Source organism: Burkholderia sp. S171, from assembly GCF_009766085.1.
Lineage (GTDB): Bacteria > Pseudomonadota > Gammaproteobacteria > Burkholderiales > Burkholderiaceae > Caballeronia.
The window spans coordinates 452,580-475,255 of record NZ_LMUF01000007.1 but is presented as its reverse complement, the minus strand read 5'-3'; the positions used below and the strand labels follow the sequence as shown (position 1 = coordinate 475,255).

Below are 22,676 nucleotides of genomic sequence, written 5' to 3'. Positions count from 1 at the left end.
AGTCACGCCCGACCCATTCAGTTTTGCGGCGATGGCGGTAATGGCGGCGCCGCCGGCCCCGGCCTGCGCGGCTTGCCGGCCGCAGCGTCGGTAGCGGCAGTGTCGGCCCTGAACACCTTCGGCAGCGAAAAATGGAACGCGGCGCCCTCGCCTTCGCGGCCTTCGGCCCAAGTCCGGCCGTCGTGCCGCTCGATGATCCGGCGCACATTCGCCAAGCCAATGCCGGTGCCGTCGAACTCTTCAGCGCGATGCAGCCGCTGGAACACCCCGAACAATTTGTTCACGTATTTCATATTGAAACCAACGCCATTGTCGCGCACGCTGACGATGTATTCATCGGCTGTCGAATACACCGACAACTCGATTCTCGCCGATTCCCGTGTGCGCGTATATTTCACCGCGTTCGAGAACAGATTACGCAACGCGATCTGCAGGAACGCCGGATCGCCGGGCACCGTCGGCAGCTCCGGAATGATCCATTCGACCTGTCGGTTCGCTGTCTCGGCGCCAAATTCCTGCGCGACCGATCTCACCAACTGGTTCAGATCGACGTTCACGGGGCGCAACGCGGCACGGCCCATCTGCGAAAACGTGAGCAGGTCGTCCACCAGCACGCCGGCGAAACGCGCCGACTCAAGCATGTTGTTGAGGAAACGCTTGCTGCGCTCGGACAGTTTGTCGCCTTCGCTTTCCCGCAGCAAATCCCCATAGCCGGCGATATGCCGCAGCGGGGCGCGCAAGTCGTGCGAAACGGAATACGAAAACGCTTCGAGCTCCTTGTTCGCGCGACGCAATTCGTTCGCGAGTTCCGCCAGTTCTTCCGCGTGACGCAGCACGATGTTGAGCATGCCCAGCCGGAATTCACCCGCAATTTCCATTTCCACCGGGTGCCAGCGAATCGAGCGGTTGCGCACGGTTTCAAGCCACGGCGCAAAGTCCTTGCGCGGCGCCACGCTGCCGTCCTGGCTCGACGCCCGTTTGACCGGCTCGCCCGCCCACGTGATCGTGCGCGTGGTTTCGGGGCGGAACCACAGGACGTAGTTGCGAAAAATCTGCGAGATTGGCACGGCCAGGATGCCGCTTGCTGTATCCGCATGACCCGACGCACGCGGCCAGGCTTCCGACAGCGCGTCGGTCGCGTAGACGCCCGACGTGCTCGACGACAACCACTGCGCGAGCGCGAGCACCGTTTCCGGGTCCGGCGTGGAACCCACGAGCGTGGCTTTCCCATCCACTACGATCGCGGCACCCGTCGATCCGGCGAAGCACAGCAAATCGTCAGGCGACGACTTAAGAGCGGAAAGATAGTCGTCCTGCTCGGCCAGGGCGCCCAACAGACGCGACATCGTGCGTCGTAACCTCAGCAGATACGCCGTCTCGGCCCGCTCCTCCTTTGCCTCGATCTGCAATGACACGATCTGCCCAAGGTGCTCGATAGCGACGCGCACCTCGAACGGCACCAGACGCGCGTCGTGGTCGTGGCAGGAGATCAGGCCCCAGAGTTGTCCGCGCACGACGAGCGACACCGACATCGACGCATGCGTGCCCATGTTGCGCATGTACTCGAGATGGATTGGCGAGAAGCTGCGCAGCGCGGCATAAGTGAGGTCGGTCGGGCGGCCGGTCACAGGGTTCAGGGCAGGTACGAGCCGCGCGGCTTTCGCGTGCGCGTTCGCGACGAGCCTCACGCGCTGTTTCACATATAACGCTCGCGCCTGGCGCGGGATATCGGAGGCGGGGAACAACTGGTTCAGGAACGACGCGTAACCGTATTCGATATGCTCGGCCAGCACCTGGCTACGGCCCTCGTCATCGAATTTGTAGAGCAGCACGCGCCCGAAACCCGTCATTGCGTGCACTTCGCGCACGGCCAGGTCACCGAGTTCGGTCAAGGTCCCGACGTCCTGCAGGCTGCGCGTGAAAGTACGCACAAGCGGATACATCGATGCAAACACGTCTGCGTTCGAATGCCGTGCAACTTCGAGTTCGACGATCAGGTTGCCGTCGTGCCGATGCATCGTGATGTCGAGTTCAGGGCCGTCTGCTTCCGTGGCCAAGTGGTCCTGTGCGGCTTCACGCAAACTGAAGAGCGGGTTCCCCATCACGCCGACATAGAGCGGCGCCTCATCCAGCATGGCCGTGGTTGCGGCGTGTGCGACCCGCGCCGCCGCGGGAGCGCCGATCACCACATTCACCGGTTTGCCCAGCACTTGTTCCACTGGACAGCCCACGAGCGCCGCGACATTTTCGCTGGCCTGGACGATGGTAAGTGTGCTGGAGAGGCACAACAGATAACCGTGCGGCTGGATCCCGCCGGGAATGTGGATGGGTTCGGCATCGCACTGAGCGTTCGCCGCGCCCGTCCCGCCCGCCGTGAATGTCCGGCGGCCCGTTTCTGAGGCGGATAGCGCGTCCCGATCCGCAGGTGCGGCGCCCTTCAAATCCGGACTCGATACGCCGGGATCATCTTGCCCGCGCATGGCCGCCGGGTCCGGTGCCATTGGCTCTGCCCCACTGCTCATGCCGTCGCCCCGCAGCTTGTGCGGACTTCCCCGAGCCAGCCGTGCAACCCGTCGAACGTGGCGATCGCGGCATCCACCGCTTCGTCGTGCTGCTCAGGCGGCACGTTTGCGCTCGCGGTCTCGCGGAACGCTTTCCACATGCTGCCCGTGCGCAATCCATAAGCTTCAAAATAAGCATTGCCGGAGCCGCTTTGCAGACCGAACAATGCCGCAACGTGTGGCGCGATAAAGCGCCCTCCTAGCGTCGATCCCTCCATCACGTACATGGAACCGAAAACGCGGCCGATGCCGTCCATCGCAGGAAGCTGTTCAATTTTCGTCACGCTGCTCGCGCGGTCGTTATCGCCGCTCAGGAGCGCCAGGTCCGACGCGAGCAGCGACGCCTTGCGACGCTCTTCGAAAAAGTCGCGCAGACGCTCGGGCAGAAAAGTCGCCACCGCATCCTCCCAGGGCGCGACGTATCCGTAAAAGCCCTCGAGCAAGGCCACATAGTCCTCCCGCGACCACTCAAGACGCATCAGATCCAGTGCGTTTTCCAGCCGTGTATGACACTCGGCAGTTTCGTTTTTCAGACGGGACAGGAGATCGTATTGCATGATCCATTCAATAGGTTTTCCGCGGGTTTGGCCGCGCGAATGCCGCAATGTTGATCCGAATGCCGGATACCGGATGCCGGGAACCACTGTGAACCCGGCGTACGGCGTTGCTACAGGTCGTTGTGGCTGCGGCGTAGACCGGCACAGCACTGCGGCAGACGGGACATCGAGCACTCGTGGCTCGCGCTGAACTCCGCGCCGGTTCGGCATCGATTACCGATACGCCGGTCGATACGCACGCAAAAATGGTAGAAACAACTGCAGCCGATAGGAGTGAACGCCTTTCTCAGCTTGGCTCGCACGAGGCCGCACAGTTCTCCAACGCCGCGCGCCCATTCTACGCAAGAGGCGCTTTGTTGACCACGGGCAACGATCGGCGCCGCCACGTCACGGCTTGCGCTTGCTACTCTGGTCCCGGGCGACCGCCGGTTTGCGTGCGCTCCTGATACTCCGCGCCGCCGCGCCGGTCCGTGTCCTGTAAGCCACGCTCCAGGTCTTCATGCGCCTGCTCGCCGACTTCACGCGGTTCCTCTTCCTGCTGCGACGCGGGACTTTGATCGGTCTCGTGCGGCAGCGGCGCGGCCGCTCCGTCATCGTGTTTTTGCTGGGCCGGATGCTTGCTTTGCAGTTCACGTCCGTCCTGCGCCGGACCTTGGCGCGTGTCGGCGTCGGCGTTTGATGTCTTACCTTGATGGGTCATTGCAACCTCGTTGTCGTCAGCGTAATGCGGTGATCGTTATGCGGTGATCTTGCCCTTCGTTCACTTGATATCGAGCCGCTTCTTCATGGCCGCGGTGATGCGTTGCCGAGTTTTCGGGTACTGGCTCCACGGATCGGTTTTGAGTACGTCGAGGCGCTTATGCAGGTTGCCGATATTCCACTGATCGCCGCTCGTGGTGGCATCGAGTTCATCCCAGCCGATAGGAACCGACGCCCCCATGCCAGGCCGCGCGCGTAGCGAGAACGCGGCGACCGTGCTCGACCCCCGGTTGTTGCGCAAGTAGTCAACGAATATCTTGTCCCGGCGATTCTGCTTGCCCATCTTCGCGGAGAAATACTTGGGCAGCGCGCTGGCCATATGCTGCGCGACCGCCTGTGAGAACCCCTTCACTTCGTCCCAGCCAGCCTGAGGCGTAAGCGGAACGACCACGTGCAGGCCCTTGCCGCCGCTCGTCTTGCAGAAAGATTCGAGACCGAGTTCGGTCAGCAATTCATGCGTCAAACGCGCGGCCTCCTGCATCCGGTCCCAGCCGAGGCCTTCGCCTGGATCAAGATCGAAGACCATCCTGTCGGGCTTCTCAAGTTTGGCCGCCAGCGCATTCCAGGTGTGCATCTCGATCGTGCCCATTTGCGCCGCGCCCACCAGCGCGCCGACGTTTTCTATCGTGATGAGCGCCGGGTGACCCGGATCGATGCCCGGATGCTGCTTGACGTTAGGAATGGTCAGCTTCTCGCTGTGCTTCTGAAAGAACAGCTCGCCGCCGATATCCTCCGGTGCACGCACCAGCGACACCGGCCGGTCTTTCAGATGCGGCAGCATCCACGGCGCGACGGACTCGTAGTAGAGGGCGAGATCGAGCTTGCGAGTGCCTGTGGAGGGATCGATCACACGATCGGGATGACTGATCTTCACGCCTGCTACCAGCTCGGTACCGGCGGGACTGCGCGTGGTTTTTTTAGCGGCTGTTTTTGATGCCGTCTTCGCTGATGGTGTCCCGGAAGCCAGCTTCGATTTGCCATTTGGTTTCTCCGTATTGGCGGTCTTTGCCGAGGTTTTCTCGGTCGCCGCTTTCACTGCACGGGTCGCTTTCGCGGCGCCTTTCGCCGCTGGTTTTTTCGCTGGCTTTTTGTCCTCATCGTTGTCATCGTCCAACGCAACCTCCTTCGTCGATTTCGGCACTTCCTTGACGATCTCACGCGCCGGCTTGTCGTCCCTCAGACTGACGAACGACGCTTGCCGCACAATCCGCTCAGACGTCCATTCAGCGAAATTGCATTCAGCGACGAGGTCCGGCTTGACCCAATGCACCGGTGTCCGGCTACGCTCTTTCGGCGCGCTCGCGAACGGCATTGTCTTGACCTCGCGTGCGTCGAGTTGCTTTTTGACATCGCGTAGAGTCGATGCATCGAAGCCGCTGCCCACGCGCCCGGCGTATTGCAGCTTGCCGTTCGCGTCATAAACACCCAGAAGCAAGGCGCCAAACTGTCCCCGGCTGCCCGACGGCTCCGAATACCCGCCGATCACGAACTCCTGCCGGCGCCGGCATTTAAGCTTGATCCATGCGTTGCTCCGCCCCGGCGTATAAGTGCTGTCGCGCCGCTTGCCGATAATCCCCTCCAGCGCCATGTCGCAAGCGCTCTTCAGCAGATCATCGACGCTGAATTCGAAATCCGCTGAGAAGCGCAGCGCGTCGTCATCGACCGGTTCCAGCAGCGCCTCCAAGATCGCGCGCCGCTGTACCAGCGGCACGCCGCGGAGGTCGTAGCCGTTCAGGTAGGGGATATCGAAGAAATAGACGGCGATATCTTGCGGACGATTGGCGTCGAAGGCGTTCTGCAGTTTCTGGAAGCTGGGCAGGTCGTTGTCGTCGAGCACGACCGCCTCGCCGTCGAGCCACGCGCTTTCCACATCGAGCTGGCTCAGCGCCTTGACCTGACGGCTGAACTTGCTGGTCCAGTCATGGCCGTTGCGCGTGAAGATCTGTGTGGATGTCCCTTTCGATGCAGCCTCGCGATCGATGCGCACGAGGATCCGATAACCATCGAATTTGATTTCGTACGACCAGTCATCGCTCGATGGCGCGGTGTCCACGAGGGTCGCGAGTTGTGGCTTCATGGTTGCAGGAAGCTTGGCGCGTACAGCGTCCTGGATTGCGGGGTTGTCAGCAAGCGTTCGCAGCGATTCCCCGCTGCGGTTCGCCACGATATCCGGCCGTGGCCGCTCAGGGCTGTTGCCTTGATCCTTCACCGCGGGCCGCTTCGGGGATGGTGCGGCCTTGGTTTTGCTCGTCGTTTTGCTCACCTTGGCAGCGGTCTTTCGCTCGGTCCTCTCACGCACTTCACCACTCTTCGTACGCGCTCCGAGCGAGTCGCTCATTACGCTGCCGGGTTGCTTGAGCAGCACGTCGTAGTCGGCCTCGTTGCGAGCTTCATCGTCGCGCTCCTTGATCAGCAGCCATTGCTCTTTGTCGCTGTTGCCACGCATGTTGCTGCGTACGAGCGTCCAGCCGCCGTGCAGCTTGTCGCCGTGCAGGATGAACTTGAGCTTGCCTTTCGCATACGTTTCACGGGCTTCGTCGATGCTGCCGGCCTGCGGCTCCCACGTCCCGCGATCCCACACAATCACGCTGCCCGCGCCGTAATTTCCCTCGGGAATACTGCCTTCGAATGAGCCGTAATCAATCGGATGATCTTCCACATGCACGGCCAGCCGTTTCACCGATGGATCGAGACTCGGCCCTTTCGGTACGGCCCAGGATTTCAGCGTGCCGTCGAGTTCGAGACGAAAGTCGTAATGAAGACGCCGGGCGTCGTGTTCCTGGATGACGAACGAAAGCGCATTCGCCTGAGCCTTTTTCGAAGCGCGCCGGGTCTTGGCCTTATCAGCCGCCTGACCGGATGGCTCAGGCGTCTGGTTGAAGCGCCTCATGCGCTGATAGGTATCCAGTTTATCGGCCATCGGCGGATCGCTTTTCGGGGTGCGTGTAGAGGGTGAACCAACGCGCGACACAACGCGCGACTACAGGTTCAAGCGCGTTTGCGGCGCGTTGCTGTCTTGCGTGCGGGTTTGGCCGCCGGTTCCGCAGCATCGGCGTCAGCCGTGTCGTCCTCGGCGCTGCCGGCGCTGTTGCCGGTTTTAGCGCCGCGTCTCGTCGGCTTCCCTTTCTTCAAACTCCGCTTCAGCAGTTCGGACAAATCGAGAATTTCCGCCGATGCCTTGCGCGGCGAGCCCTCTTCGACCTCCGACACTTCCTCCGTATGCCCTTCCTTAACCTTCTTGTTGACGAGCGCCATGATGTCTTCGCGGAACGTGTCGTGATAATCGTGCGGGTTCCACGTATCGCTCATGTCATCGATTAATCGCTGCGCCATCTCAAGTTCTTTCGGCGATACCCCCGCCTTCTTGGAGTTCTCATCGGGAAACTTGAAGTCATCGAATTCGCGCACTTCATCCGCCCAGCGCAACGTGTTGAGCGCCAGCGCAGGACCCACCGGAATCAGCGCGGCCAGATGCTGTTTGTTGTGCAGAACAACGTTCGCTATCCCGACTCTCCCCGACGCCTTCAGCGCGTCGCGCAACAACGCATACACCTTCTCGCCCTTGCGATCGGGTGCGAGGTAATAAGGGGTATCGAGGGAGAGAAACGAAATTTCGGGCGCTTCGACGAACGCGAGGATGTCCACGGTCTGCGTCGATTCAGGATTGGCCGAGCGAATCTCGGCGTCGCTCATCACGACGTATTTACCCTTCTCGTACTCGAAGCCGCGCACGATGTTGTCACGCGTGACGTCCTTACCGGTGTTCTTGTTAAATTGCTTATAGCCGATAGGGTCCATCGAGCGCTTGTCGAGCAGGTTGAAGCCAACCTTCTCCGACTGCGTCGCCGGATACAGCTGCACAGGGACGTGGACCAGCCCAAAGCTGATCGCGCCTTTCCAGATCATGTGTGGCATCGCGAATGACCTTTCCGAAAGCCGCTCAGACGGCGTCACGGGATAAACGGCTAACAACGATTAACACGCGCCGATAGACGCATGGCCGTTATCGCGTTGCAGAAAACGTGCCAGATGGGAAAGGCGCGGACCGGCTGGAGCGAGCGCGTTCCAACACGCGCTGCGCAGCCTCAAATTGCAGATGCGAATTGTCAACCCCGCTAACCTCGCCAAGCGACGCTACTTGCGGCTTGCGCTGATCGTGAGTTTCGTACCGTCGCTGAGTGTGACGCTCTTGTCGGCGCCACCGGTGGGCATCGTGAAATGGACGAGCTGGCTGAAGAAGTTATCGGTGGGACATTGAAGCTTCTTGCCGCCCACGGTAACGGCGCTCGCCGGGCGCGGCGTGTGGCCCTGGAAGCTCAACTGGACGTCGGCGTCCCCGCTATTGGCGACCACCGCCGCGAAACGGATCTTCACCTGACGCACCGTCGTGCCGCTTGCGTTGCGGATGGAATCCACGTCCGGACATGCATCCGGGACGTTCTGCGAACCGCCGGCCGGCTTGCTTTGCCATGTGAAGTCATCCGTCTGGCCCGAGCGGATCGTGCGCGTTTCCTGCGCATTGCCCCAGTTCTTCGACGCCATCTTCACCGTATATTTGATCGGTCCGTCGTTGGCGACTTCCGACAGCACCTTGATGCTGGGTGTCGCATGAGCTGCCGGTTCAACCACGCAGGCCAGCAGCGCCATGACAGCGCCTGCAGCAATCACACGAGCTTGCGTAGACCAGCCAACCTGAATAAAACCCGAACGATCGATCATGCGAAAACCCCCTCCGTTTGCAGCCGTCACGCCGGGCATACAGCAACGGCGCCGGGGTGGCCGCGCCGCGCGTGTGGCGCGATCAGTCTAGCGCGACGCGCGCCACGGGCTTCTCATGGGAAACCCGCGGCGCGCGCGCAGCTTGCAACGGATTGGGCGATCGAACCGCCCGGCGAATCAGAACCCCGTCAGCACCAGTTTGCCGATCGCGCGCCCTTCTTCCAAAAGGCGATGCGCCTCACGCAGGTTCGTCGCGTTGATCTTGCCGAGGTCGCGGCCCAGCGTCGTCTTGATCGTGCCTGCGTCGATCAGTCGCGCCACTTCAGTCAGCAGCTTGTGTTGTTCGAGCATGTCTGGCGTACCGAACATCGAGCGCGTGAACATGAACTCCCAATGGAACGCGGCGCTTTTCGCCTTCAGCAATTCAACGGGAATCGGCTTGTCGTTTTCGACGATCGAGCAGATGCCCCCTTGCGGTGCAATGACTGCGGCTGCGGCGGGAAAGTGCTTGTCCGTGTCATTGAAAATCAGCACGTAGTCGACCTGCTCGAAACCTGCGTCCTTCAGTTGCTTGGGCATATCCCCGAAATGGTCGACGATATGATCCGCGCCCAGTTCGGTCGCCCACTTCGCCGATTCCGGCCGCGACGCGGTCGCGATCACCGTCAGCTTCGCCACTTTTTTCGCAAGCTGGATACCGATCGAACCCACGCCGCCCGCGCCGCCCACGATCAACACGGACTTGCCGGCGTCATGTCCTTGTGCCGATACGCCCAGCCGGGCGAACAGCGCTTCCCATGCGGTGATCGTGGTAAGCGGCAAGGCTGCGGCGTGCGAGAAGTCGAGCGATTGGGGCTTGACGCCGACAATACGTTCATCGACCAGATGGAACTCGCTGTTCGTACCCGGCCGCGTGATGCTGCCGGCATAAAAGACGGGGTCGCCCACCTTGAAGAGCGTGACGTCCGGACCGACCGCTTCGACCACACCGGATGCATCCCAGCCCAGGACACGTGGCGCGTCTTCGACCTTGTCCTTCGGCGCACGCACTTTCGTGTCGACGGGGTTCACGCCGATCGCTTCGACCTTCACCAGCAGGTCATGGCCAACCGGCGTAGGTTTGTCGATCTCCACGTCCATCAACGATTCCGGGTTCGAGATGGGCAAGTAACGGGTCAGGGCAATGGCTTTCATAAAAAGCTCCTTCAGGGGTGTCAGGCGTTGCTGATGCAATGCATGGACCCGATGTTAAGGGCTTTCAGCTTCGCGTGAAACCGTCATAATCGCTGAAACATTTTATTGAAAATCACGAAGATGACGAAAATGGACGTTCAGGGCGAATTACCGTATGAAGCGCAGCTCGACCTGCTGGACGTCGCGTTGTTCGTGCGATCGGCGGCTTTATCGAATCTGTCTGCGGCGGGACGGGAATTCGGGTTGTCCGCCGCCGTCGCGAGCGCCAGGCTCGCCCAACTCGAACGGCAGCTTGGCGCGCGGCTTTTGCATCGGACGACACGACGCATCAGCGTCACGCAGGAAGGCGAGATTTTTATCGAGCACGCCCGCGCGTTGCTCGACGCCGCCGATGCTGCCCGCGCTTCGGTCGGACGCGCGTTCGAGCAACCGCAGGGGCGTTTGCGCGTGACGATGCCGTCTTCGCTCGGGCGTCAGCATGTATCGCCGGCCATTCCTGAATTCCTGCGCCGCTATCCGGGCGTGAGCCTCGACTTGCGCCTCACCGACCAGATAGTCGATCTCGTCGATAAAGGCATTGATCTGGCGGTGCGTCTTGGCGCGTTAAAGGACTCGACGCTCGTCGCAAGAAAACTCGCCAGCAACCGGCGCGTGCTGTGCGCGTCGCCGGCGTATCTCGCTGAGCACGGCATGCCTCGCCACCCCGCCGATCTCGCTCAGCACGAGTGCGCGATTCTGTCCGGCCAACGCGACTGGGCGTTCGTCACGCCGACCGGGACTATCGACGTGCGCGTGTCCGGCCGGCTTGAGACGGATAACGGCGAAGTCATCCGCGATGCATTGCTGGCCGGCTTTGGCATCGGGTTGAAATCGACCTGGAGCGTGGCGCCGTTTCTGCACAGCGGCGAACTGGTGACCGTGCTCGATAGCTATCCGCTCGCAGAAACGGTGGCGATCTGGGCGGTGTATCCGAGCCGCGCATTCGTGCCGCCAAAAACGACGGCATTCGTCGATTTCCTGACCGAGCATTTCGGCGATCCGCCCTACTGGGACGTGGACCCGCAAAGAGTCATGCGGTAGTTGTCATCCCGTAAATGCAAATAGGAATTTACGTATTCTTAAAATCTTGCGGGAGCGGGATTATTGCAATGCAATGACGAATTGGAGCCGGCGCGCCCAATCGTGTGCATCCTTCGGCAATTCATCCTGCTGTCCTCGTGTTTGTGGCTTTTCAGCCAACAGCACTTATAAATTTTGGGTGTACAAATAATCCTTGTACTCACTGTTTTTTGGGGGTACATTATTCATGAGCATCTCGTATAACACCCCAAAGAGTGAAGCAAATATTCAAGAACGAGGCCTGTCGTTCGAGGCGGTTCGCGACTTTGTCATGGCGAGTGCATTGATCGTCGAGGATTGTCGCAACATTTATGTCGAGCGCCGGTTTCAGGCCCTCGGTTTAATAGCCGACCGGCTACATATGCTGGTATTCACACCACGTGGCAACAAGATTCACGTTATTAGTCTACGGAAGGCGAACCTTCGCGAGGTAAAGCGGTATGAGCAAGCAGAGCAAGGAAGAAGTGCTGGACGAGAACCCCGAATGGGGTGAGGCGGAATTCGCCCGCGCACGACCGGCGTCGGAAGTCTTGCCGGAGTTGTACTGGCAAGAGCGAGCGACGGAAATTCTGCGTCCGCGCGGACGACCGAAGCTGGACAATCCGAAGTTACCCATCAAGTTGCGCATCGACCCAGACGTGGTCGACGCCTATAAAGCCCAAGGCGAAGGCTGGCAAACGCGAATGAACGCCGCGTTGCGCGACTACGCGAAATCGCACGGATTGATGCGGTGAAAGATGGATGAGTGGCTGAGCAAAGGCGCGCCATCCAGGGCGCCTGCAACCACCCTCTCCACCCTCATCCACCCTCAACCACCCTCACCGGCGCCTTCACAAATCCTCGAAACCGCGCCCGGGACGCGCGCACCGGCTCTCCCGCGAGTCCGTAATCCGGGAAGCGCGCAATCAATCGCCCTATTGCTATACGCGCCTCCAGCCGAGCCAGCGATAACCCCGCGCACTGATGAATCCCGAACCCAAACGCAAGATGCCGGTTTGGGTCGCGAGCAATATCGAATTGATCCGCTGCTTCAAACTGCTCCGGATCGCGATTCGCCGCCCCAATGCACAACGTCACCGGCGTCCCACGCGGCACCGGTATCCCGGCAATATCCGTATCCGCCGTCGCGATCCGGTTGCCAAGCTGGTTCGAGCTTTCGTAGCGCAAACATTCCTCGATCGCACGCTCGATCAACGCAGGATCGGCCAATAATCGCGCCCGCTGCTCCGGCCATTGCGCCAGCAGCACGATGCCGTTCCCAATCAGATTCGTCGTTGTCTCGTGCCCCGCGTTCAGGATAAAAATGCAGTTGTGCAGCAGTTCAGCTTCGTCCAGACGCTCTCCGTTGGCTTCGCTTTGAATCAGCCGCGTCAGCACGTCATGCTGCGGATCGCCGGGATGCGCCCGACGCCGCGCAACCAGCGTCACCAGATAGTCGATGAAATCCGCTACCGCCCGATTACCCCGCGCTTCCTGTTCCGGATTTAGCGAAGGTTCCAGCGCGCCGAGAATCGCGAGCGACCATTCGCGCAATGGCGCGCGTTCATCGTGCGGCACGTCGAGCAAATTGCCGATCACTTCAACTGGAATCGCCGAAGCAAAATCATCGATCAAATCGACCTCACGGCGTACCGCAGCCTGGTCGAGAAGGCCATCGATCAGACGTACAAGACCCGGCTCCATTGCCGCGATCGCACGGGCGGTCAGTGCCCCCGCGATCAGTTTGCGCACCCGCGTGTGCCGCGGCGGATCGTTAAATACGAGGCTTGTCGTGTGATGCGCGAACAGCGGAGTATGGACGCCATACTTCGGGCCAAATTCAACGGTTTTGTCGGAACTGAAGGTTTTCGGATCGCGATACACGGCCTGAACGTCCCGATACCGCGTGAGAAACAGCGAGCCGTCGGGCATGGTCTTGATCGGCTCCTGGGTGCGCAGCGCGTCATAGACCGGATACGGGTCGGCGTAAAACGCGGCATCGAGCTTGCGCAGATCGAAGCCGAGCGCGCGTTCGGTTGGGGTCATGCGTGTCTCCGTCGTTTTATCGACAGCCATCATAGCGGCGCGGCGCGCACGTCCGCCATCGGTCGGGACCATTACAATGACGGGTCACGCACTGCGGGTCTCGCATTTTTCCCATCGCTATTTTTCTCGCTCTCCGCCCGTCATGAACCTTGTCATCCAAAGCCTCGATCCGATCGCCGAGTCCCATTTGAAACCGCTCACCGCCCTCGCCCGCTCGCAGCATACTGACCGCGCGGACGCCGGCCGGGTGTTGCAGCTGCGCGGCGCCGATCCTCTGCAGCGGCCGGATATCGATGCGTATTGCGGCACGCATCGGCTGGATTACGCGTTCATCGACCCGGCGTGGCGCCTGAGTGACTTCGGCCTCGTCGCCATGGACATGGATTCGACGTTGATTACCATCGAGTGTATCGACGAGATCGCCGATTTTTGCGGGTTGAAGGCAGAGGTCGCGGCAATCACCGAAGCGTCGATGCGCGGCGAAATCAAGGACTTCAACGAGAGCCTGACGCGACGTGTCGCGCTGCTGAAGGGACTCGACGCAAGCGCGCTGGAACGGGTTTATGAGGAACGGCTGCGGTTGTCGCCGGGCGCGGAAATCATGTTGGCGGGGGCGAAGGCGGCGGGATTGAAAACCCTGCTGGTATCGGGCGGCTTCACGTTCTTCACCGAAAAGCTCAAGGCACGGCTCGGGCTGGATTTCACGCGCGCGAATACGCTTGAAATAGTCGATGGCAAGCTGACCGGGAGGGTGACCGGGGAGATCGTCAACGCTGATGTCAAAGCGCGCACGTTGCGTGAAACTTGCGCGCAACTGGGTATTGATCCACAGCGGTCAATCGCCATGGGCGACGGGTCGAACGACCTGAAGATGATGGCGGAAGCGGGCTTGTCGGTCGCGTTCCGGGCGAAGCCGGTGGTTCGCGAAGCGGCTGGGCTGGCGTTGAACTTCGTGGGGCTGGACGGATTGCTGCGGCTGTTTTGAGCGGGGCGGGGAACGCGCAGTTCGCTAACCGCCTTGCCCAAGATCAGCAAGAACAATCTTGTCATTACAGAATGCTCCCATCGGAAATTCAGGAGGCGACGCGCCGGCACGCGTCAACGAGCAAAGGCGTCTTTACCCCTCCAACCCCGCCAGCGCCCGCTCCAGATCCGCCTGCAGATCCGCCTGATCTTCCAGGCCGATATAAAACCGCACTAACACGCCCTCATGCGGCCAGTCGCCAGCCGTGCGCATCGACTTGATGTCGTACGGCATCGCGAGACTATTCGCACCGCCCCAGCTCCAGCCAATCGCGAAGTTTTCCAGCGCCTCGACGAAGGTATCGATTTGCGCCGGGCTGTAGCGTTTATCGAAGACCACCGAAAACAATCCGCCCGCCCCCGTGAAATCGCGTTTGAAGAATTCATGGCCCGGGCAATCGGACAACGCCGGATGCAACACCGCTTCAATCTCCGGCCGCGTCTTGAGCCAGTGAGCCAGCGCAAGCGCCGTCCGGTCATGCGCATCGAAACGGATTTGCATGGTCGGCAGACTGCGCAGCACGAGCGAACAGTCGTCCGAAGACACGCCAATTCCCATGCGCATTCGCGCGCTCTTCAACTTCATATGGATGGCTTTGTCGGCGGTAATCGTCGCGCCCATCAGGATGTCGCTCGCGCCGGACTGGTACTTCGTCAGCGCCTGCACCGAGATATCGACGCCATGGTCGAACGGCTTGAATGCGAGACCCGCCGAATACGTATTGTCGATAGCGGTCAGGATCTTGCGTGCCCGAGCAACCTTCGTGATCGCCGGCACGTCCTGCACTTCCATGGTCACCGACCCCGGCGCTTCGAGCCAGATCAGCTTGGTGTTCGGCCGGATCAGCGCGTCAATGCCCGCGCCGATCAGCGGATCGTAATACGTCACTTCCAGGCCGAAATCGGCGACCAGCCAGTCGGCGTGATCGCGATTCGGCGAGTACGCGTTGTCGGGAATCATCACGTGATCGCCGGCCTTCACCAAGCCAAAGTACACGTTCGATATAGCCGATAAACCCGACGGTTGCAGCAACGCATGCTTGCCGCCCTCGATCACCGCCAGCCGCTGCGCCAACGCAAGCGACGTGGGCGTGGCGTGAAGGCCGTATCGCCACTGACTGTCGTCGCTCCAGACGAGCGCGCGCATGGCGGCGAGATCCGGAAACACCACGGTCGACGCCCGTGCAACCGGCACCGAGAACGAGTCGAAACCGGGGCTGAGCTGATCGTCCGGATGAACGATGCGGGTCTGCAAGCTGCGCGTACTGGACGAGTTGCTGGAGTCGGTCATGAGTGTCCTGCTTGTTCGAGGCTATAAGAAAAAAAAGCGTCATCGCGGGAAGCCGATGACGCCGTGTTACATCGAACGGCGAGTTCGTGTTTCACTCGCCGATCGTTACGTTGCTGGTTCCGCCCAACGCGCGGCCTGCGGCCGGCGGAGCGGGCGGCGCGGGTTCAAGCGAAGGCGCAACGGATTGCGGCGCTTTCGGCGCAACCGTACCCGCAGCAGGCACAACTCCTGAGCCAACCGGCTTGAGGTCGAACGGCAGCGGATTGGAATCGTCAGCATTCATGCGTTCGCCTGACACGCTGCCATCGGCTGCAAACTTGCCGACCCAATTACCCGTGATATGCGTGCCGTCATTCGACTCTTCGATCTCAAGCGTATCGCCGTCACGGTCGCCCGCGACCACAATCACCGTCGACGCGCCCGCGACGCGGTATTCGCCGTGCACCCCTGTGCGCTCATCCGTTTTTGCGCCAAGCTTCATCTCGATCTGCTTGTCGCCGAGCGTCCCCACATAGGTCGGGAAACGCGCATACGCCGGATTCGGCGTCAGTGGTTTAGCGGGCGGGAGCGCCAGCGTCTCAATGGCTTCGGCCGTACCCGGCGCCTGCAGGCCGAGATCGCCTGGCGTAGCCGCTGCGCGTGCCGCCGACACCGCTCGGGAGCCGTCGGGCGGCATGGCCGAATTACAGCCGGCGAGCAACAGCGCTGCCGCCACCGCCGCCACTTTCATTTGCGTCATCGAATAGTTTCCTGTCCTTACCCTGCTCATACGCGTTCAAATATTGCCGCGATGCCCTGCCCGCCGCCAATGCACATGGTCACCAGGGCGTAACGTCCGCCCACGCGCTGCAACTCGTACAACGCCTTCACGGTGATCAACGCGCCGGTTGCGCCAATCGGATGGCCGAGCGAAATGCCCGAGCCGTTCGGATTGACCTTCGCGGGGTCCAGCTCCAGCTCTTTAGATACCGCGCAAGCCTGCGCCGCAAACGCTTCATTGGCTTCGATCACATCGAGATCGCCAACGCTCAGGCCCGCGCGCTCCAACGCCTTGCGTGTGGCCGGAATTGGGCCGATACCCATGTATTTCGGATCAACGCCCGCGTGCGCATACGAAACCAGCCGCGCGAGCGGTTTCAGCCCACGCGCTTCGGCCGCGCCGCGTTCCATCAACACGACGGCGGCGGCCGCGTCGTTGATGCCCGACGCATTGCCTGCGGTCACCGTTCCGTTTTCCTTGGCAAACACGGGCTTGAGCTTCGTGAAATCCTGGAGCGTCGCGTTCAGACGGACGTGCTCGTCGGTATCGAAGACAATGTCGCCCTTCTTCGATGCCTGCGTGACGGCAAGAATCTGTTCCTTGAAATATCCCGCTTCGATAGCCCGAGCCGCGCGCCGATGGGATTCGAGCGCAAGCTCGTCCTGCGTCTCGCGCGAAATGCCGTACTTAGAGGCGACGTTTTCCGCCGTGACGCCCATGTGGATTGCATCGAAGGGATCGTGCAGCGCGCCGAGCATCATGTCGACGAGACGCGCGTCGCCCATGCGCTGTCCGAAACGCACCGACGGCGCGAGATACGGCGCGCGGCTCATGCTTTCCGCACCGCCGCCGATGGCGACATCGGTGTCGCCAAGCAGAATGGATTGAGCCGCCGAGACGATTGCCTGCAGGCCCGAACCGCACAAGCGGTTGACGGTCAGCGCGGGCGCGTGTTGCGCCACGCCGCCGTTCAACGCGGCGACACGCGCCAAGTACATGTCCTTGGGTTCGGTCTGGATCACATTGCCGAACACCACATGGCCAACGTCCTCACCCGACACGTTTGCTCGCGACAACACCTCCCGCACCACGCGTGCACCGAGGTCCGTCGGGCTGAAGTCCTTCAGCGCACCGCCGAAATCGCCAATTGCGGTCCGCACGCCGCTGACCACCATCACTTCACGTTGCGCCATGAAAGCTCCTTCGTCTCAGTTGTTTTGCCTGCCATGCAAACCGTTGCGCCGAGCGAGAAATCACAACCAGACGCTCAGACTTCGCCCCACAGGTCATGGCCGTCGGCGCCGGTGATTTTCACCGACACGAAATCGCCCGCCTTGTAACGCTTCGATGCCTTCTTTGCCGGCTCGATATACACCACGCCGTCGATCTCCGGCGCATCCGCCGCGGTCCGGCCCACGCCGCCTTCGTTGCTCAGTTCATCGACGAGCACTTTCAGCGTCTTGCCGATCTTGCGTTTCATGCGTTCCGCCGAGAGTTCTTCCGCCAGTTCCATGAAACGCGCGCGACGGTCTTCACGCACTTCGTCCGGCAGCGCGCCATCGAGTTCGTTCGCCGTTGCGCCTTCCACGGGCGAATAAGCAAAACATCCCACCCGATCGAGATCGGCTATACGAATGAAGTCCAGCAGCGTCTGGAATTGTTCTTCCGTTTCCCCCGGGAAGCCCGCAATAAACGTGCTCCGGATCGTCAGGTCGGGACACATCGCGCGCCATTTCTGCACGCGTTCGAGCACCTTCTCGGCGTTCGCCGGGCGCTTCATGCGCTTGAGCACTTCGGGGTGCGCGTGCTGGAACGGCACATCCAGATACGGCAGCACATGGCCTTTCAACGGACCTTCGGCCATCATCGGAATGACTTCGTCCACGCTCGGGTATGGGTACACGTAATGCAGGCGCACCCATGCGCCGTATTGCACGGCGAGCTCGCCCAGCGCGCCGACCAGCTCCGTCATGCGCGTCTTCACCGGCTTGCCGTTCCAGAAACCGGTGCGGTATTTGACATCGACGCCATACGCACTCGTGTCCTGCGAGATCACGAGCAGTTCCTTGACGCCCGATTTGAACAGGTTCTCGGCTTCGAGCATCACGTCGGCCACCGGGCGCGACACCAGATCGCCGCGCATGGACGGGATGATGCAGAACGTGCACCGGTGGTTACAGCCTTCCGATATCTTCAGATACGCGTAATGCCGCGGCGTCAGCTTGATGCCGGCAGGCGGCACGAGATCGATGAATGGGTCATGCGGTTTGGGCAAATGCAGATGCACGTGGCTCATGACCTCGGCGGTCGCGTGCGGCCCGGTCACGGCCAGTACTTTCGGATGCACTTCCTGGATCAAGCCTGTCCCGCTCGCGCTCTTCTTCGCACCGAGACAACCGGTCACGATCACCTTGCCGTTCTCGTGCAGCGCCTCGCCAATGGCGTCGAGGCTTTCCTGCACGGCTTCATCGATAAAACCGCAGGTGTTGACCACGACGAGATCCGCGCCGTCATAGGAGCCGGAGATCTCGTACCCTTCCGCGCGCAATTGCGTGATGATCTGTTCGGAGTCGACCAAAGCTTTTGGACATCCGAGCGAAACGAAACCGACTTTAGGCGCCGAAGCGGTCGGTACGGCGGGGGAAATGGTCTGCGACATAGGTGGATCCGGCGTATAGCGGTGGCGATGGCGACAAATGGGGACGGTGCGGCAAGGCTAAGGGTCCGATGTCCATAAGGACCACGGCCCGGACAGCGTCCCGCGCACGCAACCGCTTATTGTACCGCGCTGGCGGCGGCATAGCCGGTGAAGCGGCAAGGCGTTGCCGCATCGAGCATGCCGAAACCTGCGCGTTGGTGTGCCGGTATCGAGTCGTTGAAAGCCGGAGCGCGCTCGATCACTTCAAGAATTTCGTACGAATCATGCAGACGCCGGATGGCTGCGTGCAGCTCGGTGGCCTGCGGCCAAGTCCGCTTGAGATAGCTGAGCCACATTTTGACGCGTCCGTGCTCGTGACGGACCCCGACACGGACTTGGAGTTTTCTCAGGTAATCGGCGAGTTGACCGAGCACGATCGGCCATTCCTCGCCGGAAGGCGTCGGGTCCATCAGTCCACGGATGCGCAAGGCCAGGAACGGATCCGAGACAGCACCCCGCCCGATCATCACGTCCGCGCAGCCGCTGACCGCCCGGCATCGTTCCCAGTCGGCCACGGTCCAGACTTCTCCGTTGGCCACGACCGGCACGTCCACGGCGGCGTCGATACGCGCGATCCACTCCCAGTGGGCCGGCGGCCGGTAGCCGTCCTCACGCGTTCTGGCATGCACCACAAGAGAGGCGGCGCCGCCTTCGGCGAGCGCCGTGGAACAATCGATAGCGAGCGACGTATCGGATACACCAAGCCGCATTTTTGCTGTCACGTCGATGCCCGCAGGCACCGCTGCGCGAACCGCCGATACGATCCGGTTCAGCTGTTCAGGGTGTGCCAGAAGCATCGCGCCGCCACCGTGCCGGTTGACGATTTTCGCGGGGCAGCCGAAGTTCAGATCGATTCCATGCGGCGACAGACTGGCCGCCTGAGCCGCATTCAGCGCCATCCATTCGGGATCGCTGCCGAGCAATTGGATCACCATCGGCGTGCCGCTGGATGTACGGCCTCCGTGGAAAACTTCGGGGGTATCTCTCTCGTAGACACTTCGGGGAAGCACTGAGCCCGTCACCCTGACGAATTCAGACACGCAGCCGTCGAAACCGCCCGTGCTGGTCAGCACGTCACGCAGCACGTAGTCCGCAAGCCCTTCCATGGGCGCAAGAAACAGCCGGCTCATAGGAGAACGGCGCCTGAGCTGCTTTTGCGAAACTTACGGTTATCCGAGCGAAACAAAATCGACTTTATGAGCGGCGGGCATGGCAATAGGGGACATGTTGTGTTCTGGCGATGTTAAGTGCCAGTCGGCGTTTGGGCACCGGCAGGCACGAAGCTAACGAGCGCAGCGGCGCATGCTGCCGTCGGCGTCGCCCCTCGAAATGGACAAAAGACGTTTCAAAAGCGAAAAACTGCGCGACATCCGCCATAGGGCAAGGATCCGCCTTGGGCGCTACGTTGCAAAACGACATTGTACCGTGACCAAACGCCGGGGAATGCCGTGCACCCAGCCTTAACCGAACGCTTCCGGACCTTCTGGTCCAAGTGATTCCAGCCCCGAATGCCGCGCGGGCATTCTTGCGAATTATACGGCATTGCCGTATAATTCAGTCCGATGTATACGATCATCGAAACTGAAATTTTTCAGCGCTATGCTGCGGACGTCTGGCGCGACGCAGAGCGAGAGGCGTTTATCATCTGGCTTGCCAATAATCCTCTGTCCGGGGATGTCGTTCCGGGTACCGGCGGCTTACGCAAGGTACGGTGGTCACGGCCCGGAATGGGAAAACGTGGCGGCGCACGTGTGATTTACTACAACCTGCTCGATGACGGCTGTATCTGGTTGCTGATCGCGTATACAAAGGCGAAGTTCGACAATCTGCCAGCGTCGTTTCTAAACCAGTTGCGTGAAGAGGTGAAGAATGGATAAGGAAATGGAGCAATTCCAAGCGGACTTGTTGAAGTCGGTCCGCGAGATGAAAGCGGGACGTGCTGGACGCACCACCAAAGTCGCGCCGACAACGGCGTCATTGGCCCGCGCCAAGGTAGGACTTTCACAGAGCGCATTTGCCGCTCTGCTCGGGGTATCGACGCGAACGCTGCAAGATTGGGAGCAAGGTCGACGCGAACCTACCGGGGCCGCGCAGACGCTGTTGCGGGTCGCGGCTCTCCATCCGGAAGCATTGCGAGACCTACAAACAGCGTGATGGGAATGCGGAGCCAGGCTCGGTTGAAAGTGAAGGCGCCGATGTATTGGCGTTCCGTTCTCGATCCAAACGAAACAAAGCTGACTTCCGCGCGCTCAAAAGTCGCCCGTTCAACCCCGACCCGCGCGGCTTTCCAGGCCGTCGGCAACTCTGCTTCAGACCAACGCCGCGCCAGCCTCGCTTATTTCTTCTCCGGCGTGCCGGCTGGCGGAGTAGCCGTAGAGGTAGCCGGCGTTGCGGTCGTAGCAGCCGCCCCAGCAGTCCCCGGCGTCGGAAACGGGAACGTATTGAACATCGACTTCGCCTGGGTCTGCATCTGCTCCTGCATCTGCACGAACATGTTCTTCGATTGCTCGATATAGCTCGTCATCATCCCCTGCATCATGGGCGCCTGCATGTTCATGAACTGCGACCAGACTTCAGGATTGAGCGGCACCGCATTACCGTCGATCAGCCCCTTCGACTGGTCGGTGAGCTTGTGCTGGATATCGATGAACGCCTGGATATTCTTCTCCAGATACGTGCCCATCATGCCCTGCATCGCGTTGCCGTAGAAGCGGATGATCTGCGAAAGCATGACCGATGAAAACATCGGCAGGCCGCCACTTTCTTCTTCCAGAATGATCTGCAGCAGGATGCTGCGCGTCAGGTCCTCGGCGGACTTGGCGTCCATCACCTTGAACTCTTCCTGGTCGAGCACGAGCTGTTTGACGTCGGACAGCGTGATGTAGGTGCTGGTTTCGGTATCGTAGAGCCGGCGATTCGGATATTTTTTTATGAGTCGTTCGGCGGATTTCTTTGTAGTGGTCATGTAACGCCTTTAAACGCAAAACTCAAACTGTGCCGACGGACTCCGCGTGATTGAAAGCGACGCAAGCCGCCGGTTCGTAGTCGGTGCCGACGATCCGGCATCCAGTTGCAACGTCCCGCTCCGACACGGGATGCGCGGCGCGCACAGTCAGATGGCGCGCCGCTTGAAACACCCCTACCCCATGTGCAAACCGCCATTCAGCGAAAAGTCGGCGCCCGTCGAAAAGCCCGATTCCTCCGATGCCAGCCACGCCACGATCGAGCCAATTTCCTCCGGCCGCCCAAGCCGGCGAACCGGAATGGTCGCGACAATCTTCTCCAGCACGTCCGGGCGGATCGACTTCACCATATCCGTCCCGATGTACCCCGGCGAAATGGTGTTGACCGTCACGCCCTTGGTCGCCACTTCCTGCGCCAACGCCATCGTGAAGCCGTGAATGCCGGCCTTCGCGGTCGAATAGTTGGTCTGGCCGAACTGCCCTTTCTGACCATTCACCGACGAAATATTGATCACGCGCCCAAAGCCACGCTCGACCATGCCGTCGATCACCTGCTTCGTCACGTTGAAGAGACTCGTCAGGTTGGTATCGATGACCGCCGTCCAGTCTTCGTGCGTCATCTTGCGGAACACGACGTCGCGCGTGATGCCCGCGTTGTTCACCAGGATGTCGACTTCACCGACTTCGGCCTTGACCTTGTCGAAGGCGTTCTTGGTCGACTCCCAGTCGCCCACGTTACCTTCGGAGGCGATGACGTCATAACCCAGCGCCTTTTGCTCTTCGAGCCATTTGACCCGGCGCGGCGAGTTCGGTCCGCAGCCCGCGACGACCGTGTAGCCATCCTTATAGAGCCGCTGGCAGATACTCGTACCAATGCCACCCATGCCGCCCGTCACATACGCTACTCGTTTAGTCATTGCTCGCTCCGTTTATCGTTATGCGCGCCCGGCGAGCCGGGCTTCTCTGCCAGCCCGTGCCACGGCGCGCGGTGCTTGTCGCACACTGTC

General features: G+C 61.0%; 21 protein-coding genes. 6 read left to right on the top strand and 15 right to left on the bottom strand.

Annotated features, from left to right (window positions below; translation table 11 throughout):
- Positions 1-17: 17 nt before the first annotated feature.
- The 7 genes from GSQ93_RS05100 to GSQ93_RS05070 all read right to left on the bottom strand — a co-directional run bounded on the left by GSQ93_RS05100 (position 18) and on the right by GSQ93_RS05070 (position 9,790).
- Positions 18-2,522: an ATP-binding protein gene (locus GSQ93_RS05100; RefSeq protein WP_254073748.1), complete on the bottom strand. Its 2,505-nt coding sequence runs from the start codon at positions 2,520-2,522 to the stop codon at positions 18-20.
- A complete protein-coding gene (locus GSQ93_RS05095) occupies positions 2,519-3,118 on the bottom strand; it encodes a biliverdin-producing heme oxygenase (RefSeq protein WP_158934509.1) in 600 nt (199 codons plus the stop codon). The genes GSQ93_RS05100 and GSQ93_RS05095 overlap by 4 nt, the downstream gene beginning before the upstream one ends.
- A 403-nt stretch (positions 3,119-3,521) precedes the next feature.
- Positions 3,522-3,818 carry a hypothetical protein gene (locus GSQ93_RS05090; RefSeq protein WP_158934508.1) on the bottom strand — a complete coding sequence of 99 codons (297 nt, stop codon included), beginning with the start codon at positions 3,816-3,818 and terminating at the stop codon, positions 3,522-3,524.
- 60 nt (positions 3,819-3,878) lie between these two features.
- On the bottom strand, positions 3,879-6,797 hold the full coding sequence (gene ligD / locus GSQ93_RS05085; RefSeq protein WP_158934507.1) for a DNA ligase D: 2,919 nt from the start codon (positions 6,795-6,797) through the stop codon (positions 3,879-3,881).
- A 68-nt stretch (positions 6,798-6,865) separates the two neighbouring features.
- Positions 6,866-7,792 carry a Ku protein gene (locus GSQ93_RS05080; protein ID WP_158934506.1) on the bottom strand — a complete coding sequence of 309 codons (927 nt, stop codon included), beginning with the start codon at positions 7,790-7,792 and terminating at the stop codon, positions 6,866-6,868.
- Positions 7,793-8,011: 219 nt separating this feature from the next.
- A complete protein-coding gene (locus tag GSQ93_RS05075; RefSeq protein WP_158934505.1) occupies positions 8,012-8,596 on the bottom strand; it encodes a DUF6013 family protein in 585 nt (194 codons plus the stop codon).
- Positions 8,597-8,773: 177 nt separating this feature from the next.
- Entirely contained in the window at positions 8,774-9,790 is a 1,017-nt protein-coding gene (locus GSQ93_RS05070) for a zinc-binding alcohol dehydrogenase family protein (protein ID WP_158934504.1), read from the bottom strand.
- A gap of 120 nt (positions 9,791-9,910) precedes the next feature.
- Between GSQ93_RS05070 and GSQ93_RS05065 the strand changes: the two genes are divergently transcribed.
- From GSQ93_RS05065 to GSQ93_RS05055, 3 genes are all read left to right on the top strand, one after another.
- On the top strand, positions 9,911-10,870 hold the full coding sequence (locus GSQ93_RS05065; protein ID WP_254073747.1) for a LysR family transcriptional regulator: 960 nt from the start codon (positions 9,911-9,913) through the stop codon (positions 10,868-10,870).
- 226 nt (positions 10,871-11,096) lie between these two features.
- A complete protein-coding gene (locus GSQ93_RS05060) occupies positions 11,097-11,402 on the top strand; it encodes a BrnT family toxin (RefSeq protein ID WP_158934503.1) in 306 nt (101 codons plus the stop codon).
- Positions 11,350-11,643, top strand: a complete 294-nt coding sequence (locus GSQ93_RS05055) for a BrnA antitoxin family protein (protein ID WP_158934502.1) — start codon at positions 11,350-11,352, stop codon at positions 11,641-11,643. Before GSQ93_RS05060 ends, GSQ93_RS05055 begins: the two co-directional genes overlap by 53 nt.
- Before the next feature lie 64 nt (positions 11,644-11,707).
- On the opposite strand, the gene GSQ93_RS05050 is transcribed toward GSQ93_RS05055, so the two are convergent.
- Positions 11,708-12,934, bottom strand: a complete 1,227-nt coding sequence (locus tag GSQ93_RS05050; protein WP_158934501.1) for a cytochrome P450 — start codon at positions 12,932-12,934, stop codon at positions 11,708-11,710.
- A gap of 142 nt (positions 12,935-13,076) precedes the next feature.
- Between GSQ93_RS05050 and serB the strand changes: the two genes are divergently transcribed.
- Positions 13,077-13,919, top strand: a complete 843-nt coding sequence (serB, locus tag GSQ93_RS05045) for a phosphoserine phosphatase SerB (RefSeq protein ID WP_158934500.1) — start codon at positions 13,077-13,079, stop codon at positions 13,917-13,919.
- Positions 13,920-14,051: 132 nt separating this feature from the next.
- On the opposite strand, the gene GSQ93_RS05040 is transcribed toward serB, so the two are convergent.
- The 5 genes from GSQ93_RS05040 to GSQ93_RS05020 all read right to left on the bottom strand — a co-directional run bounded on the left by GSQ93_RS05040 (position 14,052) and on the right by GSQ93_RS05020 (position 19,836).
- Positions 14,052-15,248, bottom strand: a complete 1,197-nt coding sequence (locus tag GSQ93_RS05040) for a cystathionine beta-lyase (RefSeq protein WP_158934499.1) — start codon at positions 15,246-15,248, stop codon at positions 14,052-14,054.
- A gap of 91 nt (positions 15,249-15,339) precedes the next feature.
- The gene (locus GSQ93_RS05035; protein ID WP_254073746.1) at positions 15,340-15,987 is read right to left on the bottom strand and encodes a hypothetical protein; all 648 of its coding nucleotides are present in this window, start codon (positions 15,985-15,987) and stop codon (positions 15,340-15,342) included.
- A 26-nt stretch (positions 15,988-16,013) separates the two neighbouring features.
- Positions 16,014-17,201 (bottom strand): beta-ketothiolase BktB, encoded by a 1,188-nt coding sequence (gene bktB, locus GSQ93_RS05030; RefSeq protein WP_158934498.1) that lies wholly within the window; start codon positions 17,199-17,201, stop codon positions 16,014-16,016.
- Between the two features lie 74 nt (positions 17,202-17,275).
- Positions 17,276-18,667: a 30S ribosomal protein S12 methylthiotransferase RimO gene (gene rimO, locus GSQ93_RS05025; RefSeq protein WP_158934497.1), complete on the bottom strand. Its 1,392-nt coding sequence runs from the start codon at positions 18,665-18,667 to the stop codon at positions 17,276-17,278.
- Between the two features lie 116 nt (positions 18,668-18,783).
- Positions 18,784-19,836 carry a tRNA-dihydrouridine synthase gene (locus GSQ93_RS05020; protein WP_158934496.1) on the bottom strand — a complete coding sequence of 351 codons (1,053 nt, stop codon included), beginning with the start codon at positions 19,834-19,836 and terminating at the stop codon, positions 18,784-18,786.
- A 432-nt stretch (positions 19,837-20,268) separates the two neighbouring features.
- On the opposite strand from GSQ93_RS05020, the gene GSQ93_RS05015 reads away from it, so the two are divergent.
- Together GSQ93_RS05015 and GSQ93_RS05010 are read left to right on the top strand one after the other, a co-directional pair.
- The gene (locus GSQ93_RS05015; RefSeq protein ID WP_158934495.1) at positions 20,269-20,583 is read left to right on the top strand and encodes a transcriptional regulator; all 315 of its coding nucleotides are present in this window, start codon (positions 20,269-20,271) and stop codon (positions 20,581-20,583) included.
- The gene (locus GSQ93_RS05010) at positions 20,576-20,860 is read left to right on the top strand and encodes a DNA-binding transcriptional regulator (RefSeq protein ID WP_158934494.1); all 285 of its coding nucleotides are present in this window, start codon (positions 20,576-20,578) and stop codon (positions 20,858-20,860) included. Before GSQ93_RS05015 ends, GSQ93_RS05010 begins: the two co-directional genes overlap by 8 nt.
- A gap of 181 nt (positions 20,861-21,041) precedes the next feature.
- Here the strand turns inward: GSQ93_RS05010 and phaR are convergent, their stop codons facing one another.
- Both phaR and GSQ93_RS05000 read right to left on the bottom strand, forming a co-directional pair.
- Positions 21,042-21,671: a polyhydroxyalkanoate synthesis repressor PhaR gene (phaR, locus tag GSQ93_RS05005; RefSeq protein WP_158934493.1), complete on the bottom strand. Its 630-nt coding sequence runs from the start codon at positions 21,669-21,671 to the stop codon at positions 21,042-21,044.
- A 174-nt stretch (positions 21,672-21,845) separates the two neighbouring features.
- The gene (locus GSQ93_RS05000; protein ID WP_158934492.1) at positions 21,846-22,586 is read right to left on the bottom strand and encodes a 3-ketoacyl-ACP reductase; all 741 of its coding nucleotides are present in this window, start codon (positions 22,584-22,586) and stop codon (positions 21,846-21,848) included.
- Positions 22,587-22,676: the final 90 nt, after the last annotated feature.